At 74.2% G+C, this 22,558-nt stretch carries 22 protein-coding genes and 1 other RNA gene; 12 read left to right on the forward strand and 11 right to left on the reverse strand.

From position 1 onward, the window contains the following. Positions 1-3: 3 nt before the first annotated feature. The 3 genes from OH807_RS13415 to OH807_RS13425 form a co-directional block, all read right to left on the reverse strand. Entirely contained in the window at positions 4-1,089 is a 1,086-nt protein-coding gene (locus OH807_RS13415; RefSeq protein WP_406198014.1) for an endonuclease/exonuclease/phosphatase family protein, read from the reverse strand. A 373-nt stretch (positions 1,090-1,462) separates the two neighbouring features. Then, a complete protein-coding gene (locus OH807_RS13420) occupies positions 1,463-2,104 on the reverse strand; it encodes a TetR/AcrR family transcriptional regulator (protein ID WP_406198016.1) in 642 nt (213 codons plus the stop codon). Positions 2,105-2,313: 209 nt separating this feature from the next. Then, positions 2,314-3,963 (reverse strand): MFS transporter, encoded by a 1,650-nt coding sequence (locus OH807_RS13425; protein WP_406198018.1) that lies wholly within the window; start codon positions 3,961-3,963, stop codon positions 2,314-2,316. A 285-nt stretch (positions 3,964-4,248) separates the two neighbouring features. Here OH807_RS13425 and panB point away from each other — a divergent pair, with 285 nt between their 5' ends. From panB to OH807_RS13440, 3 genes are all read left to right on the forward strand, one after another. Continuing rightward, positions 4,249-5,118, forward strand: a complete 870-nt coding sequence (panB, locus tag OH807_RS13430) for a 3-methyl-2-oxobutanoate hydroxymethyltransferase (protein ID WP_406198021.1) — start codon at positions 4,249-4,251, stop codon at positions 5,116-5,118. Between the two features lie 289 nt (positions 5,119-5,407). Further along, complete coding sequence (locus OH807_RS13435; protein ID WP_406198024.1) at positions 5,408-6,430, forward strand: ATP-binding cassette domain-containing protein; 1,023 nt, start codon at positions 5,408-5,410, stop codon at positions 6,428-6,430. After that, entirely contained in the window at positions 6,427-7,239 is an 813-nt protein-coding gene (locus OH807_RS13440; RefSeq protein WP_406198027.1) for an ABC transporter permease, read from the forward strand. Before OH807_RS13435 ends, OH807_RS13440 begins: the two co-directional genes overlap by 4 nt. Positions 7,240-7,339: 100 nt before the next feature. On the opposite strand, the gene OH807_RS13445 is transcribed toward OH807_RS13440, so the two are convergent. Continuing rightward, positions 7,340-10,828 (reverse strand): AfsR/SARP family transcriptional regulator, encoded by a 3,489-nt coding sequence (locus tag OH807_RS13445; protein ID WP_406198030.1) that lies wholly within the window; start codon positions 10,826-10,828, stop codon positions 7,340-7,342. Positions 10,829-11,006: 178 nt separating this feature from the next. Here OH807_RS13445 and OH807_RS13450 point away from each other — a divergent pair, with 178 nt between their 5' ends. Beyond that, positions 11,007-11,822, forward strand: coding sequence for a site-2 protease family protein (locus OH807_RS13450; protein WP_406198033.1), 816 nt, complete (start codon positions 11,007-11,009; stop codon positions 11,820-11,822). 36 nt (positions 11,823-11,858) lie between these two features. Here OH807_RS13450 and OH807_RS13455 read toward each other — a convergent pair whose 3' ends face one another. Together OH807_RS13455 and npdG are read right to left on the reverse strand one after the other, a co-directional pair. Beyond that, complete coding sequence (locus OH807_RS13455) at positions 11,859-12,059, reverse strand: hypothetical protein (protein ID WP_406198035.1); 201 nt, start codon at positions 12,057-12,059, stop codon at positions 11,859-11,861. A gap of 161 nt (positions 12,060-12,220) precedes the next feature. Beyond that, on the reverse strand, positions 12,221-12,913 hold the full coding sequence (gene npdG, locus OH807_RS13460; protein ID WP_406198037.1) for an NADPH-dependent F420 reductase: 693 nt from the start codon (positions 12,911-12,913) through the stop codon (positions 12,221-12,223). A 46-nt stretch (positions 12,914-12,959) separates the two neighbouring features. On the opposite strand from npdG, the gene OH807_RS13465 reads away from it, so the two are divergent. The 3 genes from OH807_RS13465 to OH807_RS13475 all read left to right on the forward strand — a co-directional run bounded on the left by OH807_RS13465 (position 12,960) and on the right by OH807_RS13475 (position 15,858). Beyond that, positions 12,960-13,577 (forward strand): hypothetical protein, encoded by a 618-nt coding sequence (locus tag OH807_RS13465; RefSeq protein WP_406198039.1) that lies wholly within the window; start codon positions 12,960-12,962, stop codon positions 13,575-13,577. Positions 13,578-13,698: 121 nt separating this feature from the next. Next, on the forward strand, positions 13,699-15,117 hold the full coding sequence (locus tag OH807_RS13470) for an MFS transporter (protein ID WP_406198041.1): 1,419 nt from the start codon (positions 13,699-13,701) through the stop codon (positions 15,115-15,117). 66 nt (positions 15,118-15,183) lie between these two features. Further along, the gene (locus tag OH807_RS13475) at positions 15,184-15,858 is read left to right on the forward strand and encodes a GNAT family N-acetyltransferase (RefSeq protein ID WP_406198043.1); all 675 of its coding nucleotides are present in this window, start codon (positions 15,184-15,186) and stop codon (positions 15,856-15,858) included. A 33-nt stretch (positions 15,859-15,891) separates the two neighbouring features. On the opposite strand, the gene OH807_RS13480 is transcribed toward OH807_RS13475, so the two are convergent. Further along, positions 15,892-16,116, reverse strand: coding sequence for a hypothetical protein (locus tag OH807_RS13480; RefSeq protein WP_406210967.1), 225 nt, complete (start codon positions 16,114-16,116; stop codon positions 15,892-15,894). A 111-nt stretch (positions 16,117-16,227) separates the two neighbouring features. On the opposite strand from OH807_RS13480, the gene map reads away from it, so the two are divergent. Beyond that, positions 16,228-17,073 (forward strand): type I methionyl aminopeptidase, encoded by an 846-nt coding sequence (gene map, locus OH807_RS13485; protein ID WP_406198045.1) that lies wholly within the window; start codon positions 16,228-16,230, stop codon positions 17,071-17,073. A gap of 68 nt (positions 17,074-17,141) precedes the next feature. Here map and OH807_RS13490 read toward each other — a convergent pair whose 3' ends face one another. Further along, positions 17,142-17,843: a bifunctional DNA primase/polymerase gene (locus tag OH807_RS13490; protein ID WP_406198046.1), complete on the reverse strand. Its 702-nt coding sequence runs from the start codon at positions 17,841-17,843 to the stop codon at positions 17,142-17,144. Positions 17,844-18,288: 445 nt separating this feature from the next. On the opposite strand from OH807_RS13490, the gene OH807_RS13495 reads away from it, so the two are divergent. Both OH807_RS13495 and OH807_RS13500 read left to right on the forward strand, forming a co-directional pair. Beyond that, positions 18,289-18,519 (forward strand): hypothetical protein, encoded by a 231-nt coding sequence (locus OH807_RS13495; RefSeq protein ID WP_406198048.1) that lies wholly within the window; start codon positions 18,289-18,291, stop codon positions 18,517-18,519. Positions 18,520-18,548: 29 nt separating this feature from the next. Next, on the forward strand, positions 18,549-18,752 hold the full coding sequence (locus OH807_RS13500) for a hypothetical protein (RefSeq protein WP_406198049.1): 204 nt from the start codon (positions 18,549-18,551) through the stop codon (positions 18,750-18,752). 79 nt (positions 18,753-18,831) lie between these two features. Here the strand turns inward: OH807_RS13500 and OH807_RS13505 are convergent, their stop codons facing one another. Next, complete coding sequence (locus tag OH807_RS13505; protein ID WP_406198051.1) at positions 18,832-19,503, reverse strand: PadR family transcriptional regulator; 672 nt, start codon at positions 19,501-19,503, stop codon at positions 18,832-18,834. Positions 19,504-19,647: 144 nt separating this feature from the next. On the opposite strand from OH807_RS13505, the gene OH807_RS13510 reads away from it, so the two are divergent. Both OH807_RS13510 and OH807_RS13515 read left to right on the forward strand, forming a co-directional pair. After that, positions 19,648-20,046: an ACT domain-containing protein gene (locus tag OH807_RS13510; protein ID WP_406198053.1), complete on the forward strand. Its 399-nt coding sequence runs from the start codon at positions 19,648-19,650 to the stop codon at positions 20,044-20,046. 99 nt (positions 20,047-20,145) lie between these two features. Further along, positions 20,146-20,403 (forward strand): Prokaryotic metallothionein, encoded by a 258-nt coding sequence (locus tag OH807_RS13515; protein WP_406198055.1) that lies wholly within the window; start codon positions 20,146-20,148, stop codon positions 20,401-20,403. 128 nt (positions 20,404-20,531) lie between these two features. Here the strand turns inward: OH807_RS13515 and rnpB are convergent. After that, positions 20,532-20,929, reverse strand: an RNA gene (rnpB, locus tag OH807_RS13520) — RNase P RNA component class A. Between the two features lie 13 nt (positions 20,930-20,942). Further along, on the reverse strand, positions 20,943-22,451 hold the full coding sequence (locus OH807_RS13525; RefSeq protein ID WP_406198058.1) for an MFS transporter: 1,509 nt from the start codon (positions 22,449-22,451) through the stop codon (positions 20,943-20,945). Between the last annotated feature and the right edge of the window lie 107 nt (positions 22,452-22,558).

Consider the following 22,558-nt stretch of genomic DNA (forward strand, 5'->3'; position numbering starts at 1 on the left):
CCGCTACTGGTAGCGGTAGGCGGCGACCACCGCGAGGTGGTCGCTGCCGTCCCGGCCCAGGGTCCGGGAGTCGGTGGGCCGCAGGCCGCCCTTGCTCATGATCTGGTCGATCCGGGCCATCGGGAAGGCGGCCGGCCAGCTGAAGCCGAAGCCGTCGCCGGCCGCACCCTGGGCCGAGCGCATCTGCGAGCTGACCGGCGCCAGGCTGCGGTCGTTCATGGTGCCGTTGAGGTCGCCGAGCAACAGGACCTTCTTCAGCGGCTCGGCCTGGATCGCGTCGCCGAGGGCCTGCGCGCTGGCGTCCCGCTGGTTGACGGTGAAACCCCCCTCGGCCTTCAGCCGGACCGACGGCAGGTGCGCCACGTACACCGCGACCGGGCCCTGCGGGGTGGCGACCTGGGCCCGGAACGCCCTGGTCCAGCCCATCTTGATGTCCACCACGGACACCCCGCTGATCGGGTACGTGGACCAGAGGCCGACGGTGCCCTCCACCGCGTGGTACGGGTAGGTGCCGGCCAGCCCGGTCTCGTAGCTCCGCAGTGCCGTGCCGGCCAGCTCCTGGAGCGCGACGACCTGGGCGCCGGACTCCTTCAGCAGCTTCACGGTGCCCCGGGTGTCGGCGTTCGCCGCGGCCACGTTGTGGCTGAGCACCGTCCAGTCGCCGCCGCCGCCGCTCTTGTCGGTGAGCAGCCCGCCGAACATGTTGAGCCAGATCAGCACCGGCACCAGCAGCGCGACCAGCGCGGTCGCGGAGCGGCGCAGCAGTGCGGCCACCAGCAGCACCGGGACGGCCAGGCCGAGCCAGGGCAGGAAGGTCTCCAGCAGGCTGCCGAGGTTGCCGACGGTGTTGGGCACCTCGGCGTGGAAGGCCAGCAGCGCCGCGGTGAGCAGGGCCAGGACGGCGACGGCCACGCCGCGCCGCCAGGTGGTGCTGCCGCGGCCGTCCCGGCCCCAGCCGCGCAGGCCCAGGAAGCCCGCCCCCGGGCCGCCGGGGCCGCCGGGCCGGGCGTCGGTGCCGTCGGCGGCGGCCGGGTCGCTGCCCCCCGCCTCCGGTACCGCCGCCCGGTCCGCACTGTCCGCCTGCGCCATCCCGTGGCTCCCGTCGTTCGTCCCGCCTGCCGGTCCGGTGCACGACGCCGCCGGTGGGCGGGGCGGGCTGCCGGACTGGTGCCGGTTTGATCGGATTTCCGGCTCAGCCTATGCCGGGACAGACGCGGGGCCGGTGGAGCGGGTTCCGGCGTGGCCGGGTTTGGTGAGCCAGGCCACGCCGGAGCGCCGGGGAAGCGGGCACAACCGGGAGGAAACGGATGGTCGGACGAGGTGGGCCCGGCGCCCCGGGCACCCCGATCCGGAATGCCGGGCTCCACAACGACGCAGGTCAGCGCGGTTCGGCGCAGGTCGATGCAGGTCGGCGGCGGTGCGCGCAGGTACACGCACCGGCGCGGGCCGCGCCCGGCCGGTCTCAGCCCGAAGCGGGCCGGGCCACCGGGCCGGCCAGGCCCTGGAGCAGGGCGTCGACCATCCGGACGGCCAGCGCCGGATCCTCCAGGTCGGAGTCCTCCCAGAGCACGCTGCGGGCGAGGATCGGCCCGATCAGCAGGTCGGCCAGCAGCTCCTCGTCGAGGTCGGCCCGGAGCTCGCCCTCGGCGACGCCCCGGCGGATCACCTCGCGCGCCATCATCCGGCGCGGCATGATCACCCGTTCGCGGTACGCGGCGTGCAGCTCCGGCCAGCTGTGCATCTGGCCGAGCGCGGCCTTGAGCACCCAGCGGGAGCGCTTGGCGAGGCCGCGGATGCGCATGTACTCGACCATCGCGACCAGGTCGTCCCGGGCCGATCCGCCGGTGCGCTCGGGGACGGGCGCCTCCAGCCTGCTGACCATGTCGATCAGCAGGGCCTCCTTGTTGGGCCAGCGCCGGTAGATGGTGGCCTTGCCGACCCCGGCGGCGGTGGCGATGCCCTCGATGGTCAGCTCGGGCAGGCTGGTGCCGGCCGCCATGAGCTCCTCGACCGCGGCGAAGATGGCCTGCTCGGCCGCCTCACTGCGCGGGCGGCCCCGACGCGGGCCGGTGCAGGTCGACGCCGCGGTGGTGTCCGTCGTCATCCTCGCCTTCTCTCCTGGATGTTCGCGGGCGCGCTGCGCCGTCCCCACTCCCGATTGTCGCCCCTGGGCCGGGGCCGGTGAAAGCCGCGGTACGGACGGTGGCCCCGCCCGCCCGGACGCCGCCGGGTGGACAGGGCCCCCATTCTCGCCCAGCGCACCGGCCGGGCGGACACCCGGTCGCGGGCGGGGTGCCCGCGACCGCGTACCGGTCAGACGTCCGCGGCCGCGGTGCCGCGGGCGGGCTCGGCGGCGTCCGACCGCTCCGCCGGCCGGGCGTCCTTCGCCCCGGGCGCGCCGCCGGGCGCGCCGGGACCGCCGGCCGGGAGCCGGCCGGGGAGCAGGAGCCAGGCCAGCAGCGCGCCGACCAGGGTGATGCCGGCGGAGAGCCCGGCCACCACGTGCATGGCGCTGATGAAGGAGTCGTTGGCCGGGCCGACCAGGCCGGCGCCCTGCGGGCCGAGCCGGTCGGCGACGGCCAGGGTGGCCTCCAGGGACTCGCCGGCCTTCTCGCGCAGCGCCTCGGTCGGCAGCTGGTCCAGCTTGTCGGCCATGCCGTCGCGGTAGACGGTGGAGAGCACCGCGCCGAGCACGGCGACCCCGAGCGAACCGCCGACCTGGCGGAAGGTGTTGTTGATCGCCGAACCGGCCCCGGCCTTCTCGCGCGGCAGCGAGCCCATGATGGCGACGGTCACCGGCGGCATGACGTGGGCCATGCCACTGCCCATCAGCAGCCCGAGCACCACCAGCACCCAGATCGGCGTGCCGACGTCCAGCAACTGGTAGCCGACGAAGCCCGCCGCGATCAGCACCATGCCGCCGGCGCAGGTGGCGCGGATGCCGAAGCGGTCGACCACCAGCCGGGCCCGGGGGGCGAACACCAGCTGGGCGACGGCCAGCGGCAGCATCAGCATGCCGGCCTGGAGCGCGCTGTAGCCGCGCACGCTCTGGGTGTAGAAGACGCCGAAGAACGAGACGCCCATCAGCGCGAAGAACACCACGCCGACGACCACCACGGAGGCACTGAAGACCTTGTTGCGGAACCAGGTGACGTCCAGCGCCGGGTGGGAGGTGCGGCGCTCGAACCAGACGAAGGCGACCAGCGCCGCCACGCCGACCAGCATCGGCACCAGGGCCGCGGCCGCGGTGAAGTCGGCCAGCTCGCCGCCCTTGATGATGCCGTAGATCAGCGCGACGAGGCCGATGATCGACAGCAGCACGCCTATCGGGTCGAGCCGGCCCGGGTTCGGGTCCTTGGACTCGGGCACCAGCAGCACCATCGCGACCAGGGCGATCACCACGATCGGGACGTTGATCAGGAAGACCGAGCCCCACCAGAAGTGCTCGATCAGCAGGCCGCCGGTGATCGGGCCGATCGCGATGGCCAGGCCGACCGCGCCGGCCCAGATGCCGATCGCCTTGGGCTGCTCGGCGCGCTCGAAGACGTTCATGATGATGGCCAGCGTGGCCGGCATCGCCAGCGCACCGCCGACACCCATCAGGGCGCGGTACCCGATGAGTTCACCGGGCGAGGCGGCCAGCGCGGAGAGCAGCGAGGCGATCCCGAAGACCACCATGCCGGCGAGCAGCGCGCGCTTGCGGCCGAACCGGTCGCCGAGCAGTCCGGCGGTGAACAGCAGCCCCGCGAAGACCAGGGTGTACGAGTTGATCGACCATTCCAGGTCGCTCTGGCTGGCACCGAGGCCGGTGGGCGCCGGGGACGCGATGGTCTTCATCGCGACGTTGAGGATCGAGTTGTCGAGAACGACGACGAGCAGGGCGAGCACCAGGGTGCCCAGAATCGCCCAGCGGCGGCGGTGGATGGCTTCGGGCACGCGGGGTGGCGCGGCTGCGGTGGTCATGGCGGATCCCGTCCGTGGTGGCGTGGCACTGGCGGGCAATTCCGAGTCGAATGCGTCTCGTAACCCCCCGAACAGCGTAGCGCGACTTTCGATACGAGACGACTCCGTTTCATAAAGTTTGGGCAAAGCCGCCGCTCACCCGCTCTTGCCACGGACCGGTGTGGCGTGGATCGCACCCGACTCCGTGCACGCCTCTTTGCGCCCGTGCCGGCCCGTGCAAACATGGAGGTGATCCGGGGACGCCGCACGGCGCCACGAGACGACAACCCTTCAGGAGCCTGTTCGATGAACGCTTCTTCGCCTTCGCCTGCCCAGGACCGGGCGTCGACCGCCACCCTCTACGGCGGGGTCACCAACCGCCGCATCACCGTCCGGGACCTCGCCGCCGCCAAGCAGCGCGGCGAGAAGTGGTCGATGCTCACCGCCTACGACGCCCTGACCGCGGGCGTCTTCGACGAGGCCGGCACCCCGGTGCTGCTGGTCGGCGACTCGGCGGGCAACTGCCACCTCGGCTACGAGACGACCGTACCGGTGACCATGGATCAGATGGTGATGCTCTCCGCAGCCGTCGTCCGCGGCACGAAGCGGGCCATGATCGTGGCCGACCTGCCCTTCGGCTCCTACCAGGAGTCCCCCGCCCAGGCCATGCACAACGCCGCCCGGCTGATGAAGGAGGCCGGGGTCGGAGCGGTCAAGCTGGAGGGCGGCGAACGCAGCGCCCGCTCGATCGAGCTCCTGGTCGAGGCCGGCGTCCCGGTGATGGCCCACATCGGCCTCACCCCGCAGTCCGTGCACGCGTTCGGCGGCTACCCCGTCCAGGGGCGCGGCGACGAGGCGGCGCACCGGCTCCTGCGCGACGCCAAGGCCGTCCAGCAGGCCGGTGCCTTCGCCGTCGTCCTGGAGGCCGTCCCCGCCGAGCTGGCCGCCCAGGTCACGGAGCAGCTCTCCGTCCCGACCGTCGGCATCGGCGCCGGCGTCGACTGCGACGCCCAGGTCCTGGTCTGGACCGACTTCGCCGGCATGACGGCCGGCCGGGTGCCGAAGTTCGTCAAGCAGTACGCCAACCTGCGGGCCGTCCTCGGCGACGCCGCCCGCGCGTTCGCCGAGGACGTGCAGTCCGGCACCTTCCCGGCGCCCGAGCACACCTTCCACTGACGGGCCGGTGGGGCCCCGCTCCGGTGTGCGGAGCGGGGCCCCACCGCACACCCCGGCCCCGCGCCGCCACCCCGGCGGCCACCACGCCGTCGCCCTGCCGGCCCCGCACCGTCGCCCTGCCGGCCCCGCACCGTCGCCCTGCCGGCCCCGCACCGTCGCCCTGCCGGCCGCGTGCCGTCCTCCTGCCGGCCACCGCGCGACAGCAGCGCGACAGCGGGATGACAGCAGCCCGGGGGCCCGGCCCCCGCGGTGACAGCCGGGCGACAGCCGGGCCGGGCAGCCTGGGGGCATGACACGAATCACCACCGCCCCGAACGACCGGGGGCCCGCCGCGGGCAACGCCGTGGAGGTCCACGGCATCGTCAAGCACTACGGCGCCACCAAGGCCCTCGACGGAGTCGACCTCACCGTCCGCGAGGGCACCGTGCTCGGCGTGCTCGGGCCCAACGGCGCCGGCAAGACGACGCTCGTCCGCATCCTCTCCACGCTCATCAAGCCGGACGCCGGCACCGCCTTCGTCGGCGGCTACGACGTACTGCGCCAGCCCAAGCAGCTGCGCCGCACCATCGGCCTCACCGGCCAGTACGCCTCCGTCGACGAGATGCTCTCCGGCTACGAGAACCTCTACCTGATCGGCCGGCTGCTCGACCTCTCCCGCAAGGACGCCAAGGCCCGCGCCACCGAACTGCTGGAGCGGTTCTCGCTCACCGAGGCCGCCAAGCGGATCGCCAAGACCTACTCCGGCGGCATGCGCCGCCGGCTCGACCTGGCCGCCTCCATGATCGGCCGCCCCCGGGTGCTCTACCTGGACGAGCCCACCACCGGCCTGGACCCGCGCACCCGCAACGAGGTCTGGGACGAGGTGCAGCGGATGGTCGCCGAGGGCTCCACCGTGCTGCTCACCACCCAGTACATGGAGGAGGCGGAGCAGCTCGCCGACGAGCTGACCGTGATCGACCGGGGCCGGGTGATCGCCGCCGGCCAGGTGTCCGAGCTCAAGGCCCAGGTCGGCGGCCAGACCCTGCAGGTCCGCCCGGTGCACCGGGCCGAACTGCCCGAGATGGCCCGCTGCGTGCAGGAGACCGGGATCGCCGAGGCGACCTTCTCCACCGACACCGGGCTGCTGTCGGTGCCGATCACCGGCGAGGAGCAGCTCACCGCCGTCGTCGGGGTGCTCGGCACCCGCGGCTTCGCCATCGCCGGCATCGACACCAAGGTGCCCAGCCTGGACGAGGTCTTCCTCACCATCACCGGCAAGTCCGCGGCCACCGCGGCGCCCGCCCCCAGCCTCGCCAAGGAGCCCGTCGCATGAGCACCGCAACCGTCGAGCCCACCCGGGTGGAGGACACCCGGATCGGCCTGAGCGGCACGCTGCGCCACCTCGGTGCGCTGACCCGCCGCAACCTGATGCGGATCAAGGCGGACCCGGAGTCGATGTTCGACGCGGTGCTGATGCCGATCATCTTCACCGTGCTCTTCGTCTACGTCTTCGGCGGCGCGATCTCCGGCGGCCAGGACGCCTACAAGCAGTACATGATCCCCGGCCTGCTCGGACAGACCGGCATCACACTGGCGATGGCCGTCGGCACCGGCCTGAACAGCGACTTCCAGACCGGGGTGATGGACCGGTTCCGGACGCTGCCGATCGGCAGGTCCTCCGTCCTGCTCTCCAAGATCGTCGCGGAGACCTGCCGGGCGCTGGTCTCCTTCACCATCCTGATCGCCTTCGCCATGATCCTCGGCTTCGAGGTGAAGACCGGTCCGCTGGAGCTGCTCGCCGCGGTCGGCCTGTCACTGTTCTTCGGCATGTCGATCGTCTGGATCTCGATGCTGCTCGGGATGTCGCTGAAGAGCGTCCAGGCCGTCCAGGGGGTCTCGATGCTCGTCCTGATGCCGATGCAGTTCGGCAGCTCGATCTTCGCGCCGACCGACACCATGCCGGGCTGGCTGCAGTCCTTCACCAAGGTGAACCCGCTGTCCGCGCTCGCCGACGCCTGCCGGGCCCTGCTCAACGGCGAGGGCCCGGTGGCCCACCCGGTGCTGATCGTGCTGGGCTGGTCGATCGGCATCACCGCGGTCTTCGCCCCGCTCGCGGTGGCCCGGTTCCGCAAGCGGACCTGACGCCGCACCGGGCCCGGCTCCCCGCACGGGCCGCCGGGTACCGCCCACGGGCCCCGCGGCCCCACCCGACCGCCGGCCGGCCGACCCCTGGGACGGGGGGTCAGCCGGCCGGCCTCCCGTTCATCAGGTCCAGCAGCTCCCGGACCCGTCCCACCGGGGTCGCGGCACCCTCCGCGTACGCCGCCTCGAACGCCTCGTCCCCGAGCAGCCCGCGCAGGCCCTCCTCGGCCCGCTCGCGCTCGATGCGGTCCAGGTAACCGCCCTTCGGCCCGTTGAGCCCGGAGTGGCCGCCGAGCAGCACCGCCGCCCGGCGGGCCGCGTCGAGGTCCCCGTCGCGCTCGGCGAACGCCCGCAGGACACCGGCCGCCGCCGGCACCATCATCGCCGCCATCTGCTCCGCGAAGCTGCTCGCGGACTCCGGCACGGAGAACAGCAACCGCCGCCCCTCGTTGACCAGTTCGCGCCCCTGATCCGGATCCCCGGCCCGCGCCGTGACCCAGCCGCGGGTGACCGCCAGCAGCCCGCCGACCAGGCCGGGGGCGAAGAAGCCGGCCCGGCCCAGGCTGAGCGACTCCAGCGTGGCCAGGGCCTCGTCGTACTCGCCGCGCTCGGCGAGGATCCCGCAGAGCATCAGGTGACCGAAGAGCAGCGCGCCGCCGGCCGCCTGGGTGTCCTCCGGATCGACCTCGGCCAGCGCCTCGCGGATCCGCCGCTCCCCCTCCGCGAGGTCGCTGCCGAGCAGGGCGCTGCCGAGGTGGATCCGCAGCATCGGCACCTCCTGCGGGGCGCCGAGCTCCTCCGCCAGCTCGATCGCCCGCCGGTACGCGGCGACGGCCTCCTCGGCGCTCCCCCGGTGGGCCATCGCCTCGCCGTGGGCCGCGTAGGCCTGCGACATCCCCCAGCGGTCGCCCGTCCGGCGGAACAGCTCCAGGGACTCCTCGCCGTCGCGGATCGACTGCTCCAGCCCGCCGGGCCAGTCGTTCATCAGCTTGGCCCGGATCTGCAGGATGAACGCCAGGTCGGTGGGGGCCCCGTGCCGGCGGCAGCCCTCCACCGCGTCGTCCAGCAGCTCCCGCAGGACCTCCGGCCGGCCCGCCAGGAACGCCGCGAACACCCGCATCAGGCCGGGGAACCGGTAGCTCTGCGGGAGGTCGGGGGTGTAGGCGTCGAGCAGGCCCCGGGAGAGCCGGGCGGCCTCCCCGTCGGCCAGCACGTCGAGGTTGCCCTCGAAGAGCCCGACCAGGCGGTACGTCGCCAGCTGGCGGCGCGCCTCCGCGGCCACCGCGGGCGGCATCGGCAGGCGGTGGTCCAGCACGCCGTGCTCCAGCGGCTCCGGCAGCGGACCGGCCGGGTCGAACGGGTCCGGGCCGATCGACCGCACGGCGTCGTACCAGCTGCGGGCCTCCAGGCTGAAGCCGCGCAGCGACCAGTACCAGCTCATGCCGAGCGCGAGGGCCAGCGCGTGCTGCTCGTCGCCGAGGTCCACGGCCCGGCGCAGCGCGGCCCGGATGTTGTCCTGCTCCCGCTCCAGCACCGCCAGCCAGAACAGCTGCTCCGGGCCGTGGATGTGCTGGTCCGCGGTGCGGACCCGCTCGCAGAAATGCTCCAGGTGGCGGCGCTCGACCGCGGCCCGCTCGGCCGAGGCGGCCAGCCGTTCCTCCGCGTACTCGTGGATGGTCTCCAGCATCCGGTAGCGCGGCGGGCCGTCCGCCGCCAGATCGGCCACCACCAGGGACTTGTCGACCAGCGAGAGCAGCCGGTCGGCGACCTCCTCGGCGGGCACCTCCCGCTCGTCGGCGCAGACCGCCTCGGCGTCCTCCAGCGTCCAGCCGCCGGCGAACACCGAGAGCCGCCGGAACACCGCCCGTTCGCGCTTGCCGAGGAGGTCCCAGCTCCAGTCGACCACCGCCCGCAGGGTCTGCTGGCGCGGCAGCAGGGTGCGGCTGCCGCCGGTGAGCAGGGCGAAGCGGCCGTCCAGGCGGTCGGCGATCTGGCGGGCCGTCATCACCCGCAGCCGGGCGGCGGCGAGCTCGATGGCGAGCGGCAGGCCGTCCAGCCGGCGGCAGATCTCGGCGCAGGCCTCCCGGTCGACCTCCGGGTCGAAGCCGGGGCGGGCGGCGGTGGCGCGCTCGGTCAGCAGCCGCAGCGCCACCGGGTCGGGCAGCGGCTCGACCGGCAGGACGGTCTCGCCGGGCACCCCGAGCGGTTCGCGGCTGGTGGCGAGGACGGTGAGGCCGGGGCACTCGGCGAGCAGCTGGTCGGTGAGGTCGGCGGCGGCCTGGACCAGGTGCTCGCAGTTGTCCAGGACGAGCAGCATCCGGCGGTGGCCGCAGTGGTCGGCCAGCCGGCGCAGCGGGTCCTCGGTGCGGCTCTCGATCACCTCGGCGACCATGCCGCCGGTGTGCAGGACGGTCTCGCGCAGACCGAGCGCGGACACCACCGCGGCCGGGACGGCGGCCGGGCTGTCCAGCGGGGCGAGCTCCGCCAGCCAGACGCCGTCCGGCCAGCGCCCGGCGCCCTGCTCGGTGCGGCCGGCCTCGACCGAGAGCCTGGTCTTGCCGGAGCCGCCGGGGCCGGTCAGGGTGACCAGGCGGCTGACGGTCAGGGCGGCGCGGAGCGCGGCGAGATCGCCTTCCCTGCCGACGAAGCTGGTGAGCCGGCCGCGCAGGTTGCCCGTGCTGCGCGGCGGGGCGGCCGCCGGCGACCGGTCGTGGTCGCCGGGCCGGTCCGGGGCGCCGGGCCCGGCGGGATCACCGGGCCGGGCCAGGTCGTGGGGCCGGTCCGGGGCGCCGGACGCGGCCGGCCGGGGCCCCGGGGCCACGCGCGCTCCGGGTGCTCCGGGTGCTCCGGCCTCGGGGGCGGGCCGGGGAACGGCGACCGGGGCCAGCAACTCGGCGTGGAGCGCCTGGAGCCGGCGGCCCGGGTCGACGCCCAGCTCGTCCGCGAGGATGCGCCGGGTCCGCTCGTAGTGGCGCAGCGCCTCGGCGGTGCGGCCGCTCTCGTGCAACGCCCGCACCAGCAGGTACTGCAGTGGCTCGTCCAGCGGCTGCTGCCCGGACAACTCGGCCAGCTCGGCGACCAGTTCGGCGGCCCGGCCGAGGCCGAGGTCGGCGGTGATCCGGTGCCGGCGGGCCTCCTCCCGCTGGGCCTCCAGCCGGGTCGCGGGGCCGCCGGGGTCGGGCAGGTCGGCGAGGGCCGGGCCGCGCCAGAGCGCCAGCGCGGCCCGCAGGTGCTCGGCGGCCGACGCGTGGTCGTCCTCCTCCAGCGCCCGGCGGCCCTCGCCGGCCAGCCGCTGGAACTCGCCGAGGTCGGTGCGCGGCTCGGTCAGCCAGTAGCCGGCCGGGCCGGAGCCGATCCGCTCCCGGCCGATCGTCCGGCGCAGCCGGCCGACCAGGGTCTGCAGGGCGGCGGCGGAGTCCTGCGGCGGCTCGGCGTCCCACACCTCGTCCACCAGCAGCTCGGCCGGCACCGGCCGGCCCTGCCGCAGGGCCAGCGCCGCGAGCAGCGCGCGCAGCCGGGCGCCGCCGAGCGGGACGGGCGTGCCGTCGTCGTGGTGGGCCGTGGTGGTACCGAGGATGCCGTAGTGCACCCGCCCATTCTGATCGATGGCCGCCGGTACCACGCACAATTGTCCGGGCCCGCTCCCGGCACGGCGGAACCGGGGGCGGGGCGCCGTACGTTCACCCGGGACGGCTTGTCCGACAACGGGCCCGCCCGGCATGATCGGTCCCCCTGCCCGTTCCCCAGACACCCCGGAGCACGTACTCATGACCTTCGCCGCAACGCAGCGTTCGCGCAGCGAGGACCGCCGGATCAGCCCGGTGTTCTGGGTGCTGCTCGCGATACTCGCCACGTCCGGCTGGGCGGTCTACGCGGGGTACGGCAACGCCTCGTTCGGGGTGTTCCTGTTCGTGGTGGCGGGCTGGATGGTCTCGCTCTGCCTGCACGAGTACGCGCACGCCCGGACGGCCCTGCACGGCGGGGACCTCACCGTAGGGGCCAAGGGCTACCTGACGCTGAACCCGCTCAAGTACACGAACATCCTGCTCAGCTTCGTGCTGCCGATCGTGTTCGTGATCCTCGGCGGCATCGGCCTGCCCGGCGGCTCGGTCTGGATCGAGCGGCACCGGATCAACGGCCGGCTCAAGCACAGCCTGATCTCGGCGGCCGGCCCGCTGGTGAACCTGCTCTGCGCGGCCGTGCTGCTGATCCCGATCGGCGCGGGCTGGCTGGACGACCCGTCGGTGCACGCCCAGTGGAACGGCTACGAGCTGACCGTCTCGCCGTTCGCCGGCGCGCTCGGCTTCCTCGGGCTGCTCCAGCTGAGCGCGGCCCTGCTGAACCTGCTGCCGGTGCCCGGCCTGGACGGCTACGGGATCGTCGAGCCCTGGCTGTCGTACAAGACCCGGCGCGCGGTGGAGCCGTTCGCCCCGTACGGGATGCTGGCGGTGTTCGCCCTGCTCTGGCAGCCCGAGGTGAACCGGTTCTTCTTCGACGCGGTGTACGGGCTGATGGGCCTCTTCGGTGCGGACGCCGACTACGCCACGCTCGGCCGGTACCTGTTCTCGTTCTGGAAGAACTAGCTCCCCCGGCGAAGCCGGACGCCTTCCGAGAACGGCCTAGCCGTGCAGCGCCCGGTCGCGCTCGGCAACGGCCTTCGCCAGCTTCGCGCGGCGCAGGTTCAGCCAGAGGACGTTGCTCGCGACGCCGGCCAGCGGGATCCACACCAGGCCCCAGAGGTTGCCCTGGACCAGGGCGACCACCGCGGCGGCCAGCGTGAGGATGACGACGATCGAGGCGAACAGGGACGTACGGGGCATGGCGGGGGCTCCTACTGCGGGCTGACGGTCGGCTCCCATTGTCGCCGACCTCACCCCCGGACCGGGTCCAGGGGTGAGGCCGGCGGGCAGCGCGCCGCCGCCGGCCGGACGGGGCTCCCGGACCGGGAGCCCCGTCCGGGAGCCCCGTCCGGGAGCGCGGCTCAGACGTCGGTGATCCGCAGGCCCGCGTGGGCCTTGTACCGGCGGTTGACCGAGATCAGGTTGGCCACCAGCGACTCCACCTGGTGGGCGTTGCGCAGCCGGCCCGCGAAGATGCCGCGCATCCCCGGGATGCGGCCGGCCAGCGCCTGCACCACGTCGGTGGCGGCGCGCTCGTCACCGAGCACCATCACGTCGGTGTCGATCCGCTCGACCGTCTCGTCCTGGAGCAGCACCGCCGAGAGGTGGTGGAACGCGGCGGTGACCCGCGAGTCCGGCAGCAGCGCGGCGGCCTGCTGCGCGGCGCTGCCCTCCTCGGGCACCAGCGCGTACGCGCCCTGCTTGTCGAAGCCGAGCGGGTTGACGCAGTCCACCACGATCTTGCCGGCCAGCTCCTCGCGCAGCGCCGTCAGGGTGGCGGCGTGACCGTCCCAGGGGACGGCCACGATCACGATGTCGCTCTCCCGCGCGGTGGTCGCGTTGTCGGCGCCGCGCACGCCGAGGCCGAGCTCGGCCGCCGAGGCCTCGGCCCGGGCGGCGTCGCGCGAACCGATGATCACCTGCTGGCCGGCCTTGGCCAGCCGAACGGCGAGCCCCCGCCCCTGGTCGCCGGTGCCACCGAGGACGCCGACCACCAGCTGCGAGACGTCCGGCAGCTCGTGGGCCGGGTTTGTCGCTGATTCGAGGGAAGTCATGGGCCGATCCTGCCAAACACCCGGCCCCGCGCGACATTCTGGCCGCATGGACGCGGTGAGAGTTTCGGCACTTCGGGAACGGCTGTCGGGGACGGGCTGGCTGGAGACGGTCGGCGGCTTCGCGGGCACCCTGCGGCGGTCGGTCGGCCGGCGCGGCGCGAACGGGCTGCTGCTGGTCGGCACCGAGGAGTACGAGCCGTGGCACCTGGCCGCCCATCTGATGGACGAGGCCGCCTGGTCGGACGTCCCCCGGCTGGCACCGACCCTGCTGCGCCACCGCGTGCCCGCCGGGGCCCCGGCCCATCTGACGCACGGCCTGCGGCGGCTGACGGAGGCCGGGCGCGGGGCGACGGTCCTGGTGGTGGCGCCGGCGGAGGTCGGCGAGGGGCTGCTGGAGCGGGTGCAGGACGCCCGGCGCGGCGGCGCGACGGTGCTCGCGGTGGACGGCGCGGCCGGGCCGACCGGGCTGGCCGGGCTGGCCGGGCTGGCCGGGCTGGCGCACGAGCGGCTGGCCGTCGGCACCGCCGAGGAGGAGCCGTTCGACCTCGCCCAGCACCTGGTCAGCGCGGCCGCCGGTGAGGCGGCACCGCACCGGTCCGCGCTCGGCCGGCTGGCCGACCTCGCCGGGCGGCTCACCGCGGGGCCGGCGATCAGCCGCTGGTAGGCCCGCGGCCGGTGGGCCCGCCGTCCGGGGGCCGGCGGACCGGCCGGCCCACGGACCGCGCCGGCCGGTCCGCGGAAAACCTGTTGCGGGGGTAAGAACGGGGCGCCGAGGATGGTCGTTCGTGAACGACGCCGAACCACCCCCGGGCGGGCGGCTGCCGACGCTGCTGCGCTCGCTCCGCCCCGACCTGACCCCGTGGCGCTCCTCCCGCGACTTCCGGTTCCTCTGGCTCTCGGGCTGCATCACCAGCCTCGGCAGCTTCCTCACCTACGTCGCCGTGCCGATGCAGATCAAGGACCTCACCGGTTCCTCGTTCGCGGTCGGCCTGGTCGGCGCGTTCGAACTGGTGCCGCTGATCGTCTTCGGGCTCTGGGGCGGCGCCCTCGCCGACGCGCTGGACCGCCGAAAGCTGGTGCTGTTCTCGGAGGCCGGTCTCGGGCTGCTCACCGGCGTCCTGCTGCTCAACGCACTGCTGCCCACCCCGCTGCTCTGGCCGGTCTACCTGGTGGCCGCGCTGGTCGCCGCCGCCGACGGCCTCCAGCGCCCGGCACTGGACTCGCTCACCCCGCGGATCGTCCCGCACGACCAGCTGACCGCCGCGTTCGCGCTCAATTCGCTGTACCGCAACGCCGGTTCGGTGGCCGGGCCGGCCCTGGCCGGGGTCATCGTGGCCTTCGCCGGGGTGCAGACCGCGTACGCGCTGGACGTGCTCACCTTCGGGGCCTCGCTGCTGATGCTGGCCCGGATCCGCGCGGTACCGCCGCCCACCGGTGCCGAGAAGCCCTCCGTCCGGGCCGTGCTGACCGGCGTGCGGTACGCCTGGGGCCGAAAGGATCTGCTGGGCACCTACGCCGTCGACCTGGTCGCGATGCTGTTCGCCTTCCCGGTGGCGATCTTCCCGTTCCTCGCCTCCGAGCTGGACGCCGGCTGGGCCCTCGGCCCGATGTACGCCGCCTCGGCCGTCGGCGCGCTGGCGGTCTCGGCGACCAGCGGCTGGACGTCGGGCATCCACCGGCAGGGCCGGATGCTGGTGGCCGCCGCCCTCGGCTGGGGTGCCGCGATGACCCTGGCCGGGCTCTCCGCGTCGATCTGGCTGGTGCTGCTCTGCCTGGCCCTGGCCGGCGGCGCCGACCAGATCAGCGGTATCGCCCGCTCCACGATGTGGAACCAGTCCATCCCGGACGAGGTGCGTGGCCGGATGGCCGGGGTGGAGCTGCTCAGCTACTCGGTCGGCCCGCAGCTCGGCCAGGTCCGGGCCGGCGGGATGGCCGGCGCGGTCGGCGTCCGTGCCTCGGTCTGGGCCGGCGGCCTGGCCTGCGTGGCGGGCGTGCTCGCCCTGGTGGCCGCGCTGCCCAGCCTGCTGGCCTACGACAGCCGCACCGACCCGAACGCGGCCGCCGTCCGCGCCGAGCACGAACGCGCCGCGGCGGAGCGGGCCGCTGCGGAGCAGGGCACGACGGCGCAGGACGTGGCGGAGCGGGGCGTGGCGGAGCGGGGCACGACGGCGACGGAACAGGGCGCGGTAGCCGTCGAAAAGTAAGTGACACAGGCGACCCGAGACCATTACACTCACTGATGTTCAGACCTGCCGAACGGAGGGGTGGCCGTGCTGGAGACCACGACGGAGAACGTCGTCCGCAGCTGGGTCGACGGATGGATCGTGTCGCGGGCGGCCGCACCGCCCGTGGTCGAGCCCTGGGGCTACACGATCGACGTCGGCCTCACCGGCCACGTCGGCCGGCACGTCTTCGACGCCACCGGCGACGCCGTCCGGGAGGCCGACGTCCGCAAGGTGGCCGGCTCGGTCCGCGCCGAGGGATTCTGGATCAAGATCTTCGCCGATCCCGCGGTCACCGCGCCGTGGCTCGGGCCCGACTGGTGGATCGACGACGAGCCCGGCTACCTGATGACCGTCCCGCTGACGCCGGTGCCCGCCCACCGGCTGACCGCCCCGGACGGCTACCACCTGCGCACCTGGACCCGTGGTGGCGTGGTCCGCGCGCTGGTCACCGACGCCGACGGCACGCTGGCGGCCCGCGGCCAGATCGCGCCCACCGGCGCGACCGCCGTCGCCGACCAGATCGAGACCGCCGCCGCGCACCGCCGGCGCGGCCTCGGCAGCCTCGTCATGCGCACCCTCGCCGCGGCGGCGTACGAGCAGGGCGCCCAGACCGGCGTGCTGGCCGGCACCCCGGACGGGCACGCGCTCTACAGCTCGCTCGGCTGGCAGGTGGTCGCGCCGCTGACCAGCGCCAAGTACCTGGGCCTCGCGGCCGGCTGACGAAGCGCCGGCCCGGCCGGGGGCGGCCGCCCGCTACTCGGGCCGGTCGCCCTCCGCCTTGTCGCTCCAGCGCGGGTCGTTCTTCCACTCGCGGTTGCGCTCGTCGGCGATCGCCAGCGCCTGCGCGGCCTCCTCCCGGGTGGCGTACGGGCCGAGGCGGTCCTTGGCCGGGCACTCCGGCCCCTCCTCCACCTTGGCGTGCTTGATGCAGTAGAACCACTCGCCGGGCTTGCCGGTCGGCTTGCGGTGGAATCCCATGGGCATGGCGGTCACTCCCGTTCGGCGGGTACGTCGTACCGATCATTCCCCGGCCCGGATGCTCCCGCACACCCCCGGGGCGGGGCGGGGCCGGCGGATAGACTCGCGGCCATGGCTCTCGTACCCGGCATCCAGTCCCCCACCCGCAAGGTCCCGGCGCACATCGCGCGCCCCGAGTACGTCGGCCGGCCCGCGCCGGCGCCGTACACCGGGCCCGAGGTGCAGACCGCCGAGACGATCGAGAAGATGCGGATCGCGAGCCGGATCGCCGCCCGGGCGATGGAGGAGGCCGCCAAGCTGATCGCGCCCGGCGTCACCACCGACGCCCTGGACGCCGTCGCCCACGAGTACATGTGCGACCACGACGCCTACCCCTCCGACCTCGGCTACCGGGGCTTCCCCAAGTCGGTCTGCACGTCGATCAACGAGGTGATCTGCCACGGCATCCCCGACTCGACCGTGCTGGAGGACGGCGACATCGTCAACATCGACGCCACCGCCTACATCCACGGGGTGCACGGCGACCTCAACGCCACCTACCTCTGCGGCGACGTGGACGAGGAGTCCCGGCTGCTGGTCGAGCGGACCCGCGAGTCCCTCGCCAGGGCGATCAAGGCGGTCAAGCCGGGCCGGCAGATCAACGTGATCGGCCGGGTCATCGAGTCCTACGCGAAGCGCTTCGGCTACGGCGTGGTGCGGGACTTCACCGGGCACGGCATCAACACGTCGTTCCACTCCGGGCTGATCGTGCCGCACTACGACAGTGAGCGGGCCACCGAGGTGATCAAGCCGGGGATGACCTTCACCATCGAGCCGATGCTCACCCTGGGCACCTACGACTACGAGATCTGGGCGGACGGCTGGACGGTCGTCACCAAGGACGGCAAGCGCACCGCCCAGTTCGAGCACACCCTCGTGGTCACGGCGGACGGCGCGGAGATCCTCACGCTGCCGTAGGCCGCAGTCCCGCCCGCCCGGCCCGGCCCGGCCCCACCGGGCGGGGCGGGGCCGGGTCGGGCCGGGTGTCACCCGATCAGCCACTGCTCCTCGGCGACCGCGCCCACCTCGGTGCAGGCGTCGGTCAGCACGTCGAGGACGCGCAGGGGGTCCGGCAGGGGCTGCTCGGGCCCGCGCAGCCAGCGGACCTCGGAGCCGTCCGGCAGCGCGGCCGGCGGCAGCAGCGTGTACGAGCCGCGGCAGTGCCAGCGCAGGCCCGGGTGCTCGGACATGGTGTCCGGGGTGGAGTCGAGCGCGCTCGGCCACCACTCGTCCTCGTCCACCGGGGTGCCGCGGGTGGCGGTGAAGAACAGGTAGCGGTCCTCGCCGACGGCGGCCACCGGACCTTCCACACCCAGCGCGGTCAACCGCTCCAGGGCCAGCCGGCCGGCCTCGACCGGTACGTCCAGCACGTCGTGGACCCGACCGGTGGCGGTGACGAAGTTGGCCAGCGGATCCCGCGAGAGCCAGCGGCCGACCTGCTCCGGGTCGGTCGTCGCCTGGGTCTGCCAGGCGAAGGACACCGGGTGCTGCGCGGGGGCCGGACAGGCCACCCGGTCGCAGGAACACCGGTACCCGGCCGGATGCGCGGCCGGCGCGAGCGGGAATCCGGCGCGCACGGCGCCGAGCAGCTGATCCAGTCGGGCGGCCGGGCCGTCCGCTTCACCCGGCCGGGCCCGCTGACGATCACGCTTCTGCCACCAGGTCGTCCACCTGCTGCCGGATTCCATCGGGCCCCTCTCCGCGCACTGCTGTGCCTGGTGTGACACAGCATTCGACGTACCACTCCGAGGCAACGCACGGCGCCCCCCGCTGCTTCCCGGGGTGGTGCTCGGGTGCTCGGCCCTGCTGTCCGCGCCCCGCCGGCCGGAGCCGGGGTTGCCGGACGACCGACGCCCGGGTCACGGTACGGAGTCACGGCAGTACGCAGACTGCGGCTCGGCGGCCCGGCAGGCACACCGACGTGCGCCCGACCCGGCCCGTACGGGGCCCGCTGACCCGGGTGAACCCCGAGGGCGTAACAGGAAGGATAAGGGTGCGCGGGGCCTCCGAATGACCGGGGGCGGTGCCTCGCCGGTCACACTCCCGGCACCGGCACGTCACAAGCCCTCCCCCGGACCGTCCCGAACCCTCCCGGCCGGCCGGGCGGCCGCGCCGGGGTGAGACCCTGGTGGGGTGAAGAGCGCGGACACCGAATTCGTCGGCGGGCCCCTGGACGGCCGGATCCTCCCGATCCCGCTGGGGCCGATGTACGGCGTGCCCAAGACCTACCGGGTGCCGGTCCCCGCGCACGGGGACACTCCCGCGCGCACACTGGTGTACGTCCGGGCCAAGCAGGTGCACGGCACCCGCTGGCACTGGCGCTACGAGTACGACGAGGCGGCCAGCGCCCGCGCCTCCGGGTGACGACCGCCGCTCCCCCGAGGAGGGCGGCCATGGCACGGACCGCACGACACCAGCACTCCAGGACGCGGCCCCGGGCCGTGATGCAGCACAACCGCCAGGTGGCCGGCGTCACCGCCGGGCTGCTCGTCGTGGTCAGCCTCTACAGCGCGGTGATCGGCCCGAACGGCTGGCTCTGGTTCGGCTGGACGGTGCTGCTGCTCGCGTGCGTGGCGCTGTTCGCCGTCCGCCCCTGAGCAGGCAGCACCGCCGCCGCCGTTCCCCCTCCGCCACCGGGCCGGCCCCGCTCCACCCTGCCGTACTCCCCCGAGCCGGTCAGTCATCCTCGGCGAGGATCAGGTAGAGCTTCTTGCGGGCCTCGTTGAGCACCGCGAGACCCTTGGCGCGCTGCGCCTCCGTCCCCGTCGTCATGACCTGCCGGATCGCCTGGTCGACCGCGCCGAGGGCCTGGCCGACCTCCTGGACGGCCGCCCAGTCGACCTCCTGCCCGGCCTCCGCCCACGGCTCGGCGGGCCCCGCCTCGGCCTCGGTGCGCCCGGCCTCGGTCAGCGAGACCAACCGCTTGCCGCCGACCTCCTCGGCGACGATCAGGCCCTCCTCCTCCAGCAGCTGGAGGTTCGGGTAGATCGAGCCCGGGCTCGGCCGCCAGGCGCCGCCCGTCCGCTCGGCGATCTCCGCGATCATCTCGTAGCCGTGCATCGGCCGCTCCCGGAGCAGCGCCAGCAGCGAGGCGCGCACGTCCCCGCGCCGGGCCCGCCCGCCGCGCCGGCCGCGGGGGCCGCCGTGGCCGCGCCCGCCGTGGCCACCGAAGCCGTGGCCGAACGGCCCGCCCGGGGGGCGCCCCGGCCCGAACGGCGGCGGGCCGAAGGCGCCGAACGCGCCACGCCCCTCGAAGCCCTCACCGGGCGTCCCCCCGAACTCCGGACCCGGGCCGCGGCGCCTACCGCCCCACGGGCCCTCCTCACGAAATCGTCGTCCTGAGCGCATCGCGCCCACCTCCTCGTTCGTTCGGACAGTCGTGTCACTGTCTCGATATCTCGACGATATATCGGTGACTGTCGCTCGTCAACGCTTTTCGACACAGCCGGCGACGGCCCTCCCCGCGCCGGTGCAGCCGCTACGGTGGCGGGCATGGCCGGAGAACGAGACCTTGCGACCCTGCTGCGCGGCATGCACCCGCAGCTCAACCCGGGGCGGTACGTCTACTGCACGCTGCCCGCGAAGGTGCCCGCCGGGATGCGGCCGGTGGTGACCGTCGCCGAACCCGAGGGGGTGACGGTGGTGGTGGCCCAGGAGGAGGCGGACGCGCTCGGCCTGCGCTACGAATACGTGGCGGCATGGATCACGCTGCAGATCCACTCGGCGCTGGAGGCCGTCGGCCTGACCGCCGCCGTCGCCGGCCGACTGGCCGAGGAGGGCATCAGCTGCAACGTGGTGGCCGGCTTCCACCACGACCACCTGTTCGTCGCCGCCGACGACGCCGACCGGGCGGTCCGCGCCCTGGAGGAGCTCGCGACCCGGTCCGCCTGAGGGGTGCGCCGAGTGGCCGGTCACCGAGGCCGCTCCGACACTGGGAGGGCTGAGCGCCCGCCCGGTCGGTCAGCCCCCACCGGAAGGGAGACGGCCGCCATGGCCATCTGCGTCACCTGCGGCAACGACTACTGGCTCGCCTTCGAGATCAAAACGATCACCGGCGACACGTACACCTTCGACAGCTTCGAGTGCGCCATGGAGAAGCTCGCACCGCGCTGCGAGCAGTGCGAGGTCCGGATCGTGGGCCACGGCGTCGAAGTCGCCGGCCGGTTCTTCTGCTGCGCCAACTGCGCCCGCGTGAACGGCGGCCTCGGCGAGCAGATCCGCGACGCCGTCGGCGCCCACCCCTCCTGAAACCCCCGAGGGCCCGCCGGTCCGTTCGAGGGACGTTCTGGCCGCCTGGCACGGCAAGCCCCCGAAAGCTCGGAAAGGGCCTCCGACTCAGGTCGGAGGCCCTTTCCGGGGCAAAGGCCGCTGGGCGGCGGACGAGCAGGCCTGTACGCCGGGTTCTGTCTCCCGGGGTGCTTGCGCGGCCCGGGGAGGCGGCCATCCATCTAGGGCTGCCGTTGCCGACAGCCTCGTGCGGTCTACCCGCGGACTCGGGCGAGCAGCCCTCGATCATCCGCGCACGGTGCCCGGAGGCACCGATCTTGACCTTGCTCCAGGTGGGGTTTACCGAGCCGGCCGGGTCACCCCGGTCGCTGGTGGTCTCTTACACCACCGTTTCACCCTTACCCGCTGCCGAAGCGGCGGGCGGTCTGTTTTCTGTGGCACTGTCCCGCGGGTCACCCCGGGTGGGCGTTACCCACCACCCTGCTCTGTGGAGCCCGGACGTTCCTCGGCGGGTCCAAGGACCCGTCGCGACCGCCCGGCCGGCTCGTCCGCCGTAGTGGTCATGGTAGCCGCTCGGACGGGACCTCCCGTACTCCGGGCCGGACGACCGGCGGCTCGCCGCCGAGCCGGGCGGCCACCCGGACGGCGGTGCCGGTGGCCCAGTCGGTGGTGGTGACCAGGCCGAGGACGAGGATGGCGGCGCCGAGACCGGTCACGATCCACCAGCCGGCGTGGCTGGCCGGGGCGAGCCCGGTGACGACCGGGCCGACCACCGCGGAGGTGACCACGGTGCCGATCACGGCAACGCCCAGCGACTGGCCGACCTGGCGGCTGGTCGAGGCCACCGCCGCCGCCACGCCCGCCTGGGCGCGCGGCATGCCGGAGACGGCGGCGTTGGTGATCGGCGCGTTGACCATGCCGAAGCCGAAGCCGAACAGCGCGTACGCGACGAGCAGCAGGGCCGGCGGGGAGTCCGCGGCCAGCCGGGTCAGCAGCAGGCCGCTCGACGCGAGGCCCAGGCCGGCCGCGACCAGCGGGCCGCGCGGGCCGCGGCTGCCGACGATCCGGCCGGAGAGCGGCGCGCAGACCAGCATCATCCCGGCCATCGGCAGGGTCCACAGGCCCGCCTCCACCGGGCTGTAGTGGCGGACGTCCTGCAGGTAGAGGGTGTTGAGGAAGAGGAAGCCGCCGAGTGCGGCGAAGGCGCAGACGGCGGTCACGGTGGCGCCGGTGAACGGCGCGCTGCGGAAGAAGCGCGGGTCCACCAGCGGCTCGGCGACCCGCCGCTCCCAGAGCGGGAAGGCGACCAGTGCGGCCAGGGCCGCGGCGGCCAGCGCGAGGATCAGCGGCGACGTCCACCCGTGCTCCGGGCCCTCGATGATCGCGGCGGTGCCGCAGCCGAGCAGCACGACCATCAGCAGCTGGCCGACCGGGTCCAGCCGGCGGGCCCTCGGCGCGCGCGACTCCGGGACGTACCGGGCCGTCAGCAGGCAGGCGGCCAGGCCCACCGGGACGTTGATCAGGAAGATCGAGGGCCACCCCGCCCCGGCCACCAGGAAGCCGCCGAGCAGCGGGCCGAGCGCCATCGAGATGCCGACCACGCCGCCCCAGACGCCGATCGCCCGGGCCCGCTCCCGCGGGTCGGTGAAGGTGTTGGTGATGATCGACATCGCCACCGGGTTGAGCATCGAGCCGCCGACCGCCTGCACCGCGCGGAACACCACCAGCCACTCCAGGCTGGGCGCGAGGCTGCAGAGCAGCGACCCGAGCACGAAGAGCAGCAGGCCCGCCTGGAAGACCCGGCGCCGGCCGAAGCGGTCGGCCACCGAACCGAACAGCATCAGCAGCGAGGCCAGCACCAGGGTGTACGCGTCGATGACCCATTGCAGGCCGGAGGCCGGGGCGTCGAGGTCCTTCTGGATCGCCGGCAGGGCGATGTTCACCACGGTGTTGTCGAGCCCGACGATGAACAGGCTCAGGCAGCAGATCGCCAGGATCAGCAGCCGGCGGCGCCGGTCGTCGTCCTGCCCCGGCCGCTCCGACTCCGCCGGCCGCCCAACTGGGCCCATGAGGCCGCCTCCTCCGCTCCGGACCGCTCGGGATCGACTCGTCCGCCCGCGATCGATCGACGATATGCCGGTGACTCTCCGTCGTCAAAGGACTTCGGCCCGGCCCG

The organism is Kitasatospora sp. NBC_01560 (assembly GCF_045208415.1).
Classification (GTDB): Bacteria; Actinomycetota; Actinomycetes; order Streptomycetales; family Streptomycetaceae; genus Kitasatospora.